We start from the raw sequence: 15,412 nt of genomic DNA, 5'->3' as shown, positions 1-15,412 counted from the left end.
TCTCTGGTGTCTGTGCTGGCCTCTTCGCGAGCAGGCTCGCTCCCACAGTTGATCGCATTCCAATGTGGGAGCGAGCCTGCTCGCGATAGACCGCGCAGCGGTCTCGATTGCTTAAAGCACGATACTCATGCCATCAAACGCCACTTCAACATTACGCCGCACCAGCTCGGCGCGCTCCGGGGAATCCTCGTCGAGGATCGGGTTGGTGTTGTTGATGTGGATAAGTACCTTGCGCTGCTCGGGCAACTGCTCCAGCACTTCGAGCATGCCGCCGGGGCCGTTCTGTGCCAGGTGGCCCATCTCGCGACCGGTGCGCGTGCCGACGCCACGGCGCTGCATTTCATCGTCATCCCACAGCGTGCCGTCGACCAGCAGGCAATCGCTGCCCGCCATGATTTCCAGCAGCGGCGCATCGACCTTGCCCAGCCCAGGCGCGTAGAACAGCTTGCCGCCGGTGTTGAGGTCTTCAACGATCAAACCGATGTTGTCGCCCGGATGCGGATCGAAACGGTGCGGCGAATACGGCGGCGCGGCGCTGCGCAATGGCAGCGGGGTGAAACGCAGGTTCGGGCAGGCCGCTACGGTGAAGCTCTGGTCGAGCTCGATACGGTTCCAGTCCAGCCCGCCGTTCCAGTGGGTGAGCATCTTGAACAGGGGAAAACCGGTGCTCAGGTCTTCGTGAACCATGTCCGTGCACCAGACCTGATGCGGGCAGCCTTCGCGCAGGCTGAGCAGGCCGGTGGTGTGGTCGATCTGGCTGTCCATCAGGATGATCGCGCTGATGCCGGTGTCGCGCAGGGCGCGGCCCGGTTGCATCGGGGCGAAGCTTTGCAGTTGCGCGCGGATGTCCGGCGAGGCATTGCACAGCACCCAGTTCACGCCGTCATCGGAAATGGCGATGGACGATTGGGTGCGGGCCTTGGCCTTCAGGCTGCCGTCGCGAAAGCCTGCGCAGTTGACGCAGTTGCAGTTCCACTGCGGAAAACCGCCACCGGCGGCCGAACCCAGAATCTGGACGAACATGAACGCTCCATCATTTCAACGCGGAAAATAAAACGCCTCGGCGAGCCGAGGCGTTGCACTGCGAATCTGCGTAAGCAGAACTCAGCGGCTGGCGAAGTACATGGTGACTTCGAAGCCGATACGCAGGTCGGTGTAAGCAGGTTTGGTCCAGGCCATGAGATGTCTCCTTCTGAGGGTTGGGATAGCGCTATCCATAGTTATAGTCCACGGCAGCGCGGTGATGTTCCAAATAGTTAGGCGGCTATGTTACTCAAAATTTCAACGCCGTGACCCGTGAATCTTTGAGAAAGCTCCTTGCAGCCTCGGTAATGATCAGTTTGTCGCTTGCCACGGTGTGCCCGGCATTGGTTCATTGGCCAGGCAATGCCAGCCGCCCTCGGCATTGATCAGACGCTGCGCAGCATCGAGCAAAGCCTGACGATTCAGCTGCTGGATCGCCGCGACCAACTGCTCACGGTAATCCGACGAATGGCCAGCGAGTTTGCCCTGCCACAGCAGCTCGGCGGCATCCTTGGTGGACAGCGTGGCATCGTCGAACTGATCGGCGAGGCTTTGGCGCTGCTGCTTGAGGCTTGCGTCATCGAGCGTTTCGATCAACGCGGAGATGTTTTTTAGGAACTCTTGAATGTATTCGAGCAACTCGGCGGCCGAAGTCGTCGGCGATTGCACGCCAAAGACAATCGCGGTCCTGCCGTGCAGTTGACGCAGCGCGCTGAACACGGCGTACCCCAATTGCAATTCGACGCGCAGGCGCTGGTAAAAAGGCGTCTGGCACAGCTGAGCCAGAAGGCGCCATGCAGCTTCATCAGCGATGTCGCGGCTGGCAGTTGGGCAGATCAGCAGCAAGGCGTGTTCGCTGGAGGCCGTGTTGATCTGGCACCAGTGGTACTGGGCTTGGGCGATCGGTGTCACCGCTAGCTGGTTGTCCGGTGTGCCGGGAATGCGGCTCAGCGCCAGGCCCAAGGCTGATTGGGTTTGTTGGTTGAGGCCTAGAGCGAGGCCGTCCCAGCGCGACGTTGTCCACAGCTGATTGGCGTCCTCGCTGGTTCCAATTGTGGGCAGGGATTTCTCTGGCAACGCTTCGAGTAGTTGGCGGATCGGCATCGACGGTATCTGCACCTCGTCGCGCGGCGAATCGACGTCGATCATCGTCAGACATTTCAGCGCATGCTCGAGGACACTGGGCATCGGTTCCTGAAGTCCGGTCATTTTCAGCAGCCATTGGTTACCTGCGGCGCCGATAGACAACTCCACGCCGGCTTCGGACGCGTCTTGCCGGGTTTGCTGCAGACTGCGCTGTAATCTTGAACGCAGATCGACGCTGGCTGCCGCCTCGACCTGCCAACGCAGGTAAATCGCGCCTTCATCGCTGTTGTCCGGCAGCGTCTGGCTGAACTGCATAGGCGACCGTTCACGACGGCTGCGCGAGCGATCCTGGGCGAACGTGCGCAGGCCACGGTGGGCGCTGGTCTGGCCGCGAATCAGCCCGGCGTTGGCCAGCGGTTCACTGGCGCGCAAGAAAGGATTGGCGGCGGGCAGATGCCAATGATCGCTGAAGTTATCCACAACGCCGATCTCGCGAAGGATGTGCTCAAGTGCGGTAGCGCCGGATTCGGACAGGCCGAATGCTTGCTGCTCGATGTCGGTTCGCGCCAGTTGCAATGCGCCGCTGACTTGCTGCTGGCGCTGAAGCAGGGCGGCGTATTCCTCGCGCATCGGTGTCCAGTCCTGACGGGCGAAGAAGCTCAGCCAATCCAGCAGGCGTTCGCGAATGGTATCCAGGCGGTCGCCGCCAGCATGGAATTGAAGATGCAGCAGCGCTTGGCCGGCGAACTGGTAAAGCGGCGTGGCTTTCAGGCTGTCAGCCAGATTCTGTTGATGCAGGTATGCGAGCAATCCACCAGGTTTTGCGCTATTCAACCAATGACAGAGAAAAGCCATCGCCTCGGCGGATGACTCGGGCAACGCGTCGAAAGCAAATAACAGGTTCGTGTGAGCGCCGACCTGTTGATAACTTTTCACTGCCAACGGTGGCGGTGCGGCCTGGGCAACTTTATCCCCAACCGGCAACACCGCTGCGAATTGCTGCGCCAGCTCCCGAAGCTCATCGATACTTTGTGGCCCGACCAGACTCAGGCTCATTTGCCCGGTTCGATAAAAGCGCTGATGGAAGTCTTGCAGCGCCGACTGAAACCCAGGCGATTCGACCTGCAAGCTGTCCCGATTGCCCGCATGAAACCCACGCAACGGATGCTCCGTTGGCAAACCTTCATACAAGGCAAACTGCTGCTGCGCTGTCGGATCCTGCGACCAGGCGACGAATTCGGCCTGCAGCACTTCTCGTTCACGCAGTTGATCGTCCAGATTCATACGTGGCCGGGCGAGCATGTCTGACAAACGCTCGAGCCCCGCGCTGAAGGACGACACAGGCAACTCGAAGAAAAAGTCCGTGGTGCGCTCGCGGGTGCTGGCATTCACCTGCCCGCCGTGACGTTGCACGTAGGCCATCAGCCCTTCGTCTGTGGGAAAACGCTCGGTGCCGAGGAACAGCAAGTGCTCGAGAAAATGCGCCAGCCCCGGCCATGCCACCGGCACGTCATGGCTGCCGGCCGCCACGCGCAACGCCGCAGCGCTGCGCTTGAGACCGGGCACGTGGCGCAGGGTCACGCGCAGGCCGTTGGCCAGGGTTTCAGAGTGGGGGCGGGGATGAGTCGGCGCGGGCATGGGCACTTCCAGAACAGTGAAGTGCCCATGCTAGCGGATTAGCGGCGGTTGAGCGCGCCGTAAAGCTCCGGGCGGCGATCGCTGAGATAGCGATTGGCCTGGCGTGAGTCGTTCATCAATTGGCGGTCCAGTTCACCGACGATCAGTGCCTCGTCCAGACCTGCCAGGGCGATGCGGCTGCCGTCCGGTGCGGCAACGCTGCTTTGCCCACAATACTGAATATCGCCTTCATGCCCGCAGTAATTGGCATAAGCCACGTAGCACTGGTTTTCGAAGGCGCGGGCACGCACGGTGACATCGGCGACGAAGTCGAACGGAATCATGTTCGCCGTCGGCACCACGATCAGCTCGGCGCCGGCCAAGGCCAGGCGCCGCGCGTTTTCCGGAAACTCCAGGTCGTAGCAGATCAGGAAGCCGAGCTTCCAGCCGTTCAATTCAACCACCGGCAAGTCGGAGTCACCGGGGCTGAACATCGACCGGTCGAGATCGCCAAACAGATGCGACTTTCGATAGTTGCACAGGCGCTCGCCGTGGGCGTCGATCAGTTGCACGGCGTTGTAGATCTGCCCGTCGGCGGTGCGCTCCGGATAACCGTAAACGATCGCCAGACCCGCAGCCTTGGCAATCCGGCCGATCTGCTGCGCCCATTCACCGTTGTAGACCTCGGCCAGCGTGCTCACCGCTTCGGCGCCGATGTTGTAGCCGGTCATGAACATCTCCGGCAGCACCAGCAGGTCGGCGCCCTTGGCCTCCATCGCTACCTGATGCAGGCGCTGCAGGTTGGCGGCGGGGTCCAGTGGCAGCGGTGGACATTGGTAAACGGCTACGCGCATCGGGGAATCCTCTTACTCGGGCAGGGCGATAGGGCCGATGTCTTTGAACACATCACCCGGGCCCGGGTTCTCTTTATGTGTCGAACCGCCGAAATGTTTCATGATGCCCCACACCGCGTTGAGCGAGGTCTGCACCGCGCCTTCAACCCACGCGGGCGTCCATGACACATCGTCGCCAGCGATGAAGATCCCGCGCTGCTCGGCCGGCATGTCGTCCTGCATGAAGTGCGCGTACATGCGCTGGTTGTAGCGGTAATGGCCGGGCAGGGCGCCCTTGAAGGCGCCGAGGAAGTACGGATCGGCTTCCCACGACACGGTGATCGGATCGCCGATGATCCGCGCGGCGATGTCGACTTTCGGGTAGATCTTTTTCAGCGCGTTCAATGCCAGCTCAACGCGTTTTTCTACCGGATGCGGGAGCATTTTCAGCGCGTCGCTCATCCACGAGTACGACAGGCAGATCACCCCCGGCTTGTCGTCACCATTGTCGAACAGATAGGTGCCGCGGGTCAGGCGATCGGTGAGGGTCATGCTCATCACATCGCGGCCGGTTTCTGGATCTTTGTCCTTCCAGAATGGCCGGTCGACCATCACGAAGGTTTTCGACGACTGCATGTAGCGTGTGCGGTCGAGGGCCATCCACATCTTCTGCGAGAACAGGGTTTCGTCGCATTCGATCTGAGTGGTCAGCAGCCAGCTCTGGCAGGTTGTCAGGACGGCGGCGTATTCGCGGGTGTCACCGTTGTTGTCGGTTACGGCGAAACGGCCTTGCGGTGCGTGAGCGATTTTCTTCACACCGGAACGCGGTGCGCCACGGTGCAGTGATTTCAGGCTGGTGCCCGCCGGCCAGTGCACGCAGCGCTCCGGCACATGGCGCCAGATGCCCTGCGGCACCTGCTCGACGCCACCGACCACCAGGTGCTGGTGATCGTCGCAATTGGTCATTACCACGCGGAAGATTTCCAGCATCGAATTGGGAAAGTCTGAATCCCAGCCGCCGGTGCCGAAACCGACCTGACCGAACACTTCGCGGTGCTGGAACGACAATTTGGCGAAGGCTTTCGAGGTGGCGACGAAGTCGTAAAAGGTCCGGTCGTCCCACAGCGGCACCAGCTTGTTCCACAGCTCTTTCAGGCGCGGCACATCGCGATCACGGATGGCTTGCTGGATGTCGGAGAACTGCGAACCGGCTTCCAGCGCATCTGCCCAGGCGTCAGCCACTTCCTGAAACAATGCAGGAAGATCCTTGAGGCTTTCGGCGTAATAGGTTTCGCCTTCCAGATCGATCACGGTGCTACCAGAAGCGCCGGTCAACGGGTTGGGAAAAGGCTTGGTTTCGAGGCCGAGCTTGTCGACGTAGTGATAGAACGCGGTGGAGGACACTGGAAAGCGCATGCCGCCAAGCTCGGCGACGATGGCGTCGGTGCCGTTGAAGGCTTGCGAGCGCAGACGACCGCCGAGTTTCGACGCCTCGTACACCACCGGCTTCAGACCGAGTTTCATCAGTTCATACGCAGCCACCAGACCGGCAATACCCGCGCCGACAATCGCCACCTCAGCGCCATGGTGCTGCTCGGGAATGCTCCCCAGGCCGGCGGGATGCTCGATCCAGTCGTCAAACGCGAACGGAAAGTCCGGACCGAAAATGGTGACTGGTTTTTTTCCGTCTGCAGGATGGCGATTGTTCTTGTTCATGGCTGACCTTATTGGCGACCCGACGCAGGATTCGCGTCTGAGTATAGGAAAAGATGCCAGCCATTCTAGGGAGCGTGGAGCGCGTTAATAAGACGCAATTTGTCGTCGTTTTGCCTGATTGTTGTGCAGAATGACGATTGCGGGCTGCATACCGACCAAAGAAGTGGGAGCGGGCCTGCTTGCGAAGCGGCTCAGCCAGAATGCCCGGCCAATGCTCAGACCGGCTGCCCGCGATCAATCTTGCTACTCAGAATGATCGAAGTCGTGGTTTTCTCCACCCCATCGACGCTGCCGATCTGATCCAGCAACTGATCCAACTGCTCCGGCGAATCGGTGCGCAACCACGCCACGTAATCAAACTCGCCACTCACCGCACACAGCTGCTGCACCTGCGCCATCGCACTCAAACGTCGCAGCACGTCCTTGCCGGAACGCGGCTGCACCTTGATTCCGACGTAGGCTTGCAAACCACCATCGACCACACGCTGACCGAGGCGCACACCGTAACCGGTGATCACTTTGGCCTTTTCCAGGCGGGCCAGACGCGACGTCACCGTCGTGCGAGCAATGCCTAGCTGACGGGCGAGCATGGCCACGCTTTCACGGGCGTTGATCTGCAGCGCGGCGATCAGCTGGCGGTCGATTTCGTCGAGGATGGGTTGGCGGGTGTCTGGCAAGGGGGACTCCGGAGGCATGGGACAATCAGGTTAAGGATGTTACAGGGACAATCGCGTTGGGGCTCTCAGCGTTCTCTCAAACGGATTTTCTTGCGCAGTTCCAGAACGTTGCGCCCGCCAAGACGAAACCCAACCACTCGCCCACAAAAAAGCCGCGCATTCAGCGCGGCTTTTCAATTTGGTGGGCCCACACGGACTCGAACCGTGGACCAAAGGATTATGAGTCCTCTGCTCTAACCAACTGAGCTATAGGCCCTCAGTAGGCCGCGGATTATAGCGACGGTTTCGCGGCTGTGCTATCCGAAAAATCCGATACGGTTATATGCAGAAACGTCGCGGCGAATTCCTCCGGTGGCAGCGGCAGGCTGACGATGTAGCCCTGTATCTGTTCGCACCCTTCAGCAGCGAGGAATTGTTGTTGCGCCTGGGTTTCCACGCCTTCGGCAATCACGGTGAATTGCATGCTGCGACCGAGCGCGATGATGGCGCGCACAATGGCTGCGTCGTGGGGGTCGTCAGGCAGTCCGCGGACGAAGGACTGGTCGATCTTGAGGATGTCCAGCGGCAGGCGTTTGAGGTAGCTGAGCGAGGAGTAGCCGGTGCCGAAGTCGTCGATCGCCAGTTGCACACCGAGGTGTTTGAGTTGGTGCAGCACCGCCAGCGCCTCTTCGGCCTGACTCATGATGAAATTCTCGGTAATTTCCAGTTGCAGTAAATCCGGCCTGAGGTGGTTGTCCTTGAGCAGTTGTTCGATGCGCACCAAGAGGTTGGGCTGACGCAATTGCGCACCGGCGAGGTTTACCGAAAGCGGCCCCAACGGTTGGTAGATCTCGTTCCACTCGAACATCTGCCGGCAAGCGGTCTCCAGCACCCAGTCACCGATCTGCAGGATCATGCCGTTTTCTTCCGCGAGCGGAATGAAATGCTCGGGCGGCACGTCGCCGAAGGTCGGGTGGCGCCAGCGAATCAGCGCCTCTGCGCCGACCAGACTGTGATCGACCAGGCTGATTTTCGGTTGGTAATAGAGAAACAGCTCATCGCGCTCGATGGCGCGGCGCAGTTCGTGTTCCAGCGCTATGCGCTCGCTGGCTTGGGCAGTGAGGTCGCGGGTGTAGCTTTCAACGCGGTTGCGTCCTTTGGCTTTGGAGCGGTACATCGCCGCGTCGGCGTTTTTCACCAGCGTGGCCACATCGCAACCGTCGCGGGGATAGAGGCTGGTGCCGATGCTGGCGCTGATAAAGAACTCGTGTTCGCCGGCCTGGAACGGCGCACCGAAGCAGTTGAGCAGTTTCGTCGCGATGTTGTCGGCGTCGCTGGCTTGCTGCAAGCCTGGCAACAGGATGATGAATTCGTCACCGCCCAATCGCGCGACCGTGTCGATATCGCGCAGTTGTTCTTTCAAGCGCACGGCGATGCCCTTGAGCAACAGGTCGCCGACCGGGTGGCCGAGGCTGTCGTTGATGTGTTTGAAACGGTCGAGATCGAGAAACAGCACCGCGCCCTGGCCGCCATTTTCCTGCTGGCTGGTCAGGGCCATTTGCAGGCGGCTCTCGAACAAGGTGCGGTTGGGCAAACCGGTGAGCGGGTCGTGGTGGGCCTGATAATCGAGTTTGGCCTGGGCGTGCTTGAGGCTGGAAATATCGGCGAACACCGCGACGAAGTGAGTGATGAACTTGTCGCGATTGCGCACCGCGCTGATGGTCAGCCAGCTCGGGTACAGCTCGCCGTTCTTGCGCCGGTTGGAAATCTCGCCTTGCCAGTGTCCCTCGTCGGTCAATTGATGCCACATCGCAGCGTAGAAAGCGCTGTCATGCAGCCCTGAGGCCAGCAAGCGTGGGGTGTGGCCCAGCGCTTCACTTTCGCTGTAACCGGTGATTTCGGTGAAAGCACGATTGACGGCGCTGATGTGTTGTTGAGTATCGGTGATCAATACGCCCTCGGCGGTGCTCTCGAAAACGGTCGCGGCCTGCTGCAGTTTTTCCTGCATGAGATGGCGTTCGGTGATGTCGCGGGCGATGGTCAGCATGCAATCCTCGTCGCCAATCGGCAGCGGTCGACTGGACACTTCGCACAGGCGAATCTGCCCGTCGCTGCGACGGATGTGGCATGTGAAGTCGCGGACGAAACCGTCGCGTTGCAGCAGGTCGAGCATCTGTTTGCGTTCGTTGAGGTTGACCCATATACCCAGATCCAGCGTCGAACGATCCACTGACATGGCGCTGTTGAAACCGGTGATGCGGCTGAAACCTTCGTTGACCTCCAGCAGCAGGCCGTCGCTCTGGCGCGACAGCAACAGGCCATCCGGCGACGCATGGAAAGCCTTGGCGAACTTCTCTTCAGAGGTTTGCAGTTGCTGTTGGGTTTCCTTGAGCTGGCTGATGTCGCGCACCACGACTACCAGCGCCGGCGTGGTATCGAGGTCGAAGGGTTCGGCGGAAATCAGCCCGGTGAACAATTGGCCGTTGTTGCGGCGAAAGGGCATTTCCAGATTACGGATACTGCCGGCCTGCAAACGCTGCAAAAGGCCCGGCCCGACGCCGGGAATGCCCCAGATATTGAGGTTGGTGGCGGTCTGCCCGATCACGTCCTCGGCCCTGAGGCCGATCTGCTCCTCGAAGGCCTCGTTGACCTCCAGCAGGCAGCCGTCGGACAGGCGTGCAATCACCAGAATGTCCGGGCATTGCTCGAACACTGACGCGAACTTCTGCTCGGACAGCCGCAGCGCTTCTTCGGTGCGTTTGATTTCGCTGATATCGATCATCAACCCGCGCATCACCGGTTCGTGGCCATGCTCGATCAGGCTGACAATGTCGCGCACCCACAGGCAGCGGCCGTCGGCGGTGATCACGCGATAGTCGACGATGTGATCACGGCCCTGGCGCAGCGCTTCCCTGCAATAGTTCTGCGTGCGGGTCAGGTCGGCCGGGTGAATGATGTTGTGCCAGAAGCCCGGAATCAGCCAGTGAGACTGTGGATAACCGAGCAGGTCTTCAGCATGGGGCGAAACATAGCTGTAGGTGAAGTCGCTCATCCGCGCTTCCCAGGCGATCGCCGACAAGCTCTCTACCAGGCCACGGTAGTGATATTCGCTACTGCGCAATTCCTGTTCGAGGTCGATGCGCCGGCTGATTTCCGAACTCAGGCGGCGGTTGATGCGAATCACCACGGCGAGGATCGTCATCAGCAGCAACAGACCGGGCAGGCCGTACATCAGCAGGTCCGACCAGAACGTGCGGTGGTCGAGCACATTGCCGACCCAATGTTCCTGGATGCTACTGATTTCCGCCGGAGTCATGTCGGCGAGGACTTTATCAAGTATCCCGACCAGCACCTTGTTGTCGCGGGGCACGGCCATCGCCAATTGATAGCGATATGGGGTTTCGCCGCTGACGTAGAGGCCGTCGAGCTTGAGTTGGCGCAGGCTCCACACGCTGGAAGCGAGATCGCCGACCACCGCGTCCACTTCATCGGTCGCCAAAGCTTGCAGCGCCGAGCTGACATTGGGCATGGCGACCAGATTCAGATCGGGGTGGTGAGTACGCAGCAGTTCGTGGGGGGCGTAGTTTTCCACCACGGCGATTTTCAGACCGTAGAGGTCGTCGAGTTTGCGCGGCTGGGCGCCGCCGACATGGGCAAGTATGACGATCGGGAAGTCGAGGTACGGCCGGGTAAATGACAAGTAACTCTGGCGCTCCGGCGTGGACATGATCCCCGGCAGCAAATCGATCTTGCCTTTTTTCACCTGCTCCAGCACCACCGTCCAGCTTGCCGGTTCGATCGGCGTCAGCTTGATCGCCAGGCGTTGGCGAATCACGTCGATATAGTCAGCGGCCAGACCCTGATAGCGGTTCTGATCGTCACGAAATTCGAAAGGCGGCCACGACGCGTCGACACCCAGGCGCAAGTCAGGGTGAGCCGCCAGCCAGCTGCGTTCTTCATCGGTGAGAGTCAGCGCGTCAGCCGTGGCGGTGCAGATCATCAATGACAGCAGAAAAATCACGGGCGCCAGTCTGGGCATAACGCTCTCGTCACGGCTTGGGGATGATTGTTTCGAGTGTAGACGGGGTACGCGGCGGGGAGGGCGGAGCTGGGAATTTAATCTGCCATAAAACAAAACCCCCGGCCTGGGCCGGGGGTTCTGGTATCACTCGTCGAGGAAGGAGCGCAGATGCTCGCTTCGCGTCGGATGGCGCAGCTTGCGCAGCGCCTTGGCTTCGATCTGACGGATCCGCTCACGCGTTACGTCAAACTGTTTGCCAACTTCTTCGAGCGTATGGTCGGTGTTCATGTCGATACCGAAACGCATGCGCAGTACCTTGGCTTCACGGGCAGTGAGGCCGGACAGCACTTCGCGAGTCGCTTCCTTCAGACTTTCCACCGTGGCGACATCGATTGGCGACTGCATGGTCGAGTCTTCGATGAAGTCGCCCAGATGGGAGTCTTCGTCATCACCGATCGGGGTTTCCATGGAGATCGGCTCTTTGGCGATCTTCAGTACCTTGCGGATCTTGTCCTCAGGCATTTCCATGCGTTCGCCCAGCTCTTCCGGAGTCGGTTCGCGACCCATTTCCTGCAGCATCTGCCGGGAAATACGGTTGAGCTTGTTGATCGTCTCGATCATGTGCACCGGAATACGGATGGTGCGGGCCTGGTCGGCGATCGAGCGAGTGATCGCCTGACGGATCCACCAGGTGGCATAAGTCGAGAACTTGTAACCACGACGGTATTCGAACTTGTCCACCGCCTTCATCAGACCGATGTTGCCTTCCTGGATCAGATCGAGGAATTGCAGGCCGCGGTTGGTGTACTTCTTGGCGATCGAGATCACCAGACGCAGGTTGGCTTCAACCATCTCTTTCTTCGCGCGGCGGGCCTTGGCCTCACCGATCGACATGCGACGGTTGATGTCCTTGATTTCAGCAATGGTCAGGCCGGTCTCGGTTTCCAGCGCAATCAGCTTCTGCTGGCAACGGATGATGTCCGGCTGCACGCGACCGATGGCTTCGGCGTACTTGCTCTTGCCTTTGACCAGGGCGTCGGACCAGCTTTCGTCGACTTCGTTACCCGGGAACTGACGCAGGAAATCGGCGCGCGGCATACGTGCATCACGTACGCACAACTGCATGATCGCGCGCTCTTGCTGACGCAGACGATCCAGGGCACTGCGCACACGCTCGACCAGGGCTTCGAATTGCTTCGGCACCAGTTTGATCGGCATGAACAGCTCGGCCAGGGCCAGCAACTCGGCAACCGCTGCCTTGTTGTGACGACCGTGCTTTTTCAGGGCCTTGCGGGTGATTTCCATCTGGTCGGCGACGGCGCCGAAGCGCTGCGCCGCGATGACCGGGTCCGGACCGCTTTCGGCTTCTTCTTCGTCATCGGAAGATTCGGCATCATCGTCATCGGTATCGTCGTCGGCCTTGACGGCTTTCGGGTCAACCGGCGGCGGCACTTCTGCCGCAGGCGGCGCGATGCCGTCGTCCGGGTCGATATAACCGCTCAGGACGTCGGACAGGCGACCACCTTCGGTGGTGACGCGGGTGTACTCGGAGAGAATGTGGTCAACCGTGCCAGGGAAGTGCGCAATTGCGCTCATCACTTCACGAATGCCTTCTTCGATCCGCTTGGCGATTTCGATTTCGCCTTCACGGGTCAGAAGCTCGACCGTACCCATTTCACGCATGTACATGCGCACCGGGTCAGTGGTGCGACCGATATCGGTCTCCACCGCCGCCAACGCAGCGGCTGCTTCTTCCGCAGCGGCCTCGTCGGTATCGGCGTCGGCCAACATAAGGGCGTCCGCATCCGGAGCACTCTCGTGTACGGGGATCCCCATGTCGTTAATCATGCGGATGATGTCTTCCACCTGCTCCGGATCTGAAATATCCTCGGGCAGGTGGTCGTTGACCTCGGCGTAAGTCAGATACTTCTGCTCACGACCCAGTTTGATCAACTCAATAATACGAGACTGCTGTTGCGCTTTTCCGGACATAACACCCTATCCACTGAAGGTCTTGGCGGGCAAAAAACAAGCCGAGGATTATACCTGAGCTATGACCTCACGCGCCAGTTGAGGTCGGGTTTGATGCGGAAACATTGCGACTTAAAAGGTCGCGCAGTTGATTTTTCTCTTCGACGCTCAGTTCGCTTTGCCGCGCTTTCCTGAGTAACTGTTCGAGATTTCGCTCGCGTTGGCGGGCGGACAAGCTAGTAATGGTGTCGAAAAACTGTTGTTCAAGGTTATCTCCGTCAATCAGCCATTCCTTTTCTGCCAGCGCCTTGAGCAAGCGACCCTGTTCAGTACCGTGCCATCGCGCGATCAACTGAAATGAGTTTAGCTTGGGATTCTTCTGTACGGCTTCGAGCAGCGCCACAAGCAACTGGGCGTTGGTCTGATTTTCATCGGCAATGTGCCCGGCGTCTTCGACGCGCTTGGCCAGTTGCGGATGATGGAGCAATGTTCTCAATGCCGTCAGGGTCGGCGATTCAACGCCAATCGGCGTACGCGGGCGCTGCGGTTCGCGATCGCCACCGCGCTTGCCGTTCTTGTCCCATGGTTTCTTGTCCCACTTCTTGCCGCCGGCGCCGGGTTTCTTCGGCGTCCATTCCTGCTGCGGCGCGTACATGTCCTGTGCCTGCGGCTGATGGTAGTCGCTGTAGTCCGGCATGGCGTCGTAATCGAAGCCCGGATCGTAGGCGGGCGGTGCTTCCTGCGGTGCGCTCTGAACCAATTGGCTGACGGTCTCGCTGCTCAGGCCGGTAATCTCGGTCAGGCGCTGACGCATGAGGATGCGCAGGTTCGCTCCCGGCACCTTGTCGATCAATGGTGCGGCGAGGGTGGCCATGTGCGCCTTGCCCTCAAGCGAGCGCGGGTCGGATTCTTCGGTCAGTTGCTGGAAAAAATAATCGGCCAGCGGCTGCGCGTGCTGATTGATGCGCGCTTTGAAAGCGTCGGTGCCTTCGGCGCGAACCAGGGTGTCCGGGTCTTCGCCTTCGGGCAAAAACAGGAACCGCGCGCGACGACCGTCTTGCAGACACGGCAGGGTCGCTTCCAGTGCGCGCCAAGCGGCGTTGCGGCCTGCCTGGTCGCCGTCGAAGCAGAACAATACGTTCGGCACGACGCGAAACAGGCGCTTGAGGTGTTCTTCGCTGGTCGCGGTACCCAGCGTGGCGACGGCATTGCGCAAGCCTTGCTGGGCGAGGGCGATGACGTCCATGTAACCCTCGACAACGATGATTTCATCGAGGTTGCGATTGTTCTTGCGCGCTTCATAGAGGCCGTAGAGTTCCTGGCCTTTATGAAATACCGGGGTTTCCGGTGAGTTCAGGTACTTGGGCTTGTCGTCGCCCAGTACGCGACCGCCGAAGGCGATGATCCGTCCACGGGTGTCGCGGATCGGGAACATCACGCGATCGCGGAAGCGATCATAGCGCTTGCCGGTTTCGGCGTTCTCGATCAGCAGGCCGGCTTCGATCATGGCCTTCTGTTGCAGCGTGTCGCTGCTCAGATGCTTGAGCAGGTTGTCCCAGCCCGGCGGTGCAAAACCGAGGCCGAAATCCCGAGCGATCTCGCCGGTCAGGCCGCGGCCCTTGAGGTAATCCACCGCAGCCTTGCGCGACGGATGACTCTTGAGTGCGTGCCGGTAAAAATCAGCGGCGGCGGTGAGCAGCTGGTACAGCGGCGAATCGGTCGGCTGACGCGGCTTGCGCTCGCGGCCGCTTTCTTCGCGGGGGATTTCCATGCCGGCGGCTTTGGCCAGATCTTCGACGGCCTGGGGGAAATCCAGATTGTCGTGATCCATGAGAAAGCCGAGGGCATTGCCGCCAGCGCCGCAGCCGAAACAGTAATAGAACTGCTTGTCGGGGCTGACGCTGAACGACGGGGTTTTCTCTTTGTGGAACGGGCAGCAGGCGGTGTAGTTCTTGCCGGCCTTCTTCAATTGCACGCGCGAGCTGACCACGTCGACGATGTCGGTGCGGTTCAGCAGGTCGTCAATGAAGCTCTGGGGTATCAGCCCGGCCATGGCGTTCTCGTCGTCTGCGCTGCAATAAATCCGTTGCGACAGGCTGTCGGACGCGGGCCATTGCTGGAAACGCACAAAAAGTGCGGCTCGACCGGTGTCGTCTGCGTGTCGCTGTCGGGAAGTGTATCTGCCGAAAATCCACTGACGTTAGTACCTATCAGTCTTCGACTATTTGAAAGTGTTGCGCTGAATCCGCTGACGGCCGGTTGTCGGCCTCGGATAGCTCAATAAAGCGGGCACGCATGCAGGTGCCTTGGGCTGATCGTCGTAAGAGGAATCAGTGGGTGTGCTCGTCAGTAGCCTTGAAAGGCTCGTCAGAAAAGACGTGCACCGCTGGCAAAAGAGCCAGGCCTGACGCGGTGAAGCAGATTTGTCTCGGTCGCATCGGCGGCGTCGACGGTGAAGCATCAAGCGTTTTACGCAAATGCCATTAGCC

The 15,412-nt window shown here is 60.1% G+C and carries 9 protein-coding genes and 1 tRNA gene; all 10 read right to left on the bottom strand.

The window, feature by feature from the left end:
- Positions 1-111: 111 nt before the first annotated feature.
- The 10 genes from pqqB to dnaG all read right to left on the bottom strand — a co-directional run bounded on the left by pqqB (position 112) and on the right by dnaG (position 14,976).
- A complete protein-coding gene (pqqB, locus tag ACYSTU_RS04380) occupies positions 112-1,023 on the bottom strand; it encodes a pyrroloquinoline quinone biosynthesis protein PqqB (RefSeq protein WP_498996301.1) in 912 nt (303 codons plus the stop codon).
- Positions 1,024-1,104: 81 nt separating this feature from the next.
- Positions 1,105-1,179 carry a pyrroloquinoline quinone precursor peptide PqqA gene (gene pqqA, locus ACYSTU_RS04375; RefSeq protein WP_003444522.1) on the bottom strand — a complete coding sequence of 25 codons (75 nt, stop codon included), beginning with the start codon at positions 1,177-1,179 and terminating at the stop codon, positions 1,105-1,107.
- Between the two features lie 156 nt (positions 1,180-1,335).
- Positions 1,336-3,747, bottom strand: coding sequence for a pyrroloquinoline quinone biosynthesis protein PqqF (gene pqqF, locus ACYSTU_RS04370; RefSeq protein WP_498996298.1), 2,412 nt, complete (start codon positions 3,745-3,747; stop codon positions 1,336-1,338).
- 38 nt (positions 3,748-3,785) lie between these two features.
- The gene (locus tag ACYSTU_RS04365; RefSeq protein WP_498996296.1) at positions 3,786-4,580 is read right to left on the bottom strand and encodes a carbon-nitrogen hydrolase family protein; all 795 of its coding nucleotides are present in this window, start codon (positions 4,578-4,580) and stop codon (positions 3,786-3,788) included.
- Positions 4,581-4,592: 12 nt separating this feature from the next.
- Positions 4,593-6,275, bottom strand: coding sequence for a flavin monoamine oxidase family protein (locus ACYSTU_RS04360; protein WP_016772878.1), 1,683 nt, complete (start codon positions 6,273-6,275; stop codon positions 4,593-4,595).
- A gap of 215 nt (positions 6,276-6,490) precedes the next feature.
- A complete protein-coding gene (locus ACYSTU_RS04355; RefSeq protein ID WP_016772879.1) occupies positions 6,491-6,952 on the bottom strand; it encodes an Lrp/AsnC family transcriptional regulator in 462 nt (153 codons plus the stop codon).
- A gap of 179 nt (positions 6,953-7,131) precedes the next feature.
- Positions 7,132-7,208, bottom strand: a tRNA-Ile gene (locus ACYSTU_RS04350).
- 15 nt (positions 7,209-7,223) lie between these two features.
- On the bottom strand, positions 7,224-10,970 hold the full coding sequence (locus tag ACYSTU_RS04345; protein ID WP_498996292.1) for a bifunctional diguanylate cyclase/phosphodiesterase: 3,747 nt from the start codon (positions 10,968-10,970) through the stop codon (positions 7,224-7,226).
- 126 nt (positions 10,971-11,096) lie between these two features.
- Entirely contained in the window at positions 11,097-12,944 is a 1,848-nt protein-coding gene (gene rpoD / locus ACYSTU_RS04340; RefSeq protein ID WP_498996290.1) for an RNA polymerase sigma factor RpoD, read from the bottom strand.
- 67 nt (positions 12,945-13,011) lie between these two features.
- Positions 13,012-14,976, bottom strand: a complete 1,965-nt coding sequence (gene dnaG / locus ACYSTU_RS04335; protein ID WP_498997201.1) for a DNA primase — start codon at positions 14,974-14,976, stop codon at positions 13,012-13,014.
- Positions 14,977-15,412 lie beyond the last annotated feature (436 nt).

The organism is Pseudomonas glycinis (assembly GCF_054871425.1).
Note: the sequence above shows the minus strand (reverse complement) of the source record. Positions and strands in the feature narration are given on the sequence as shown.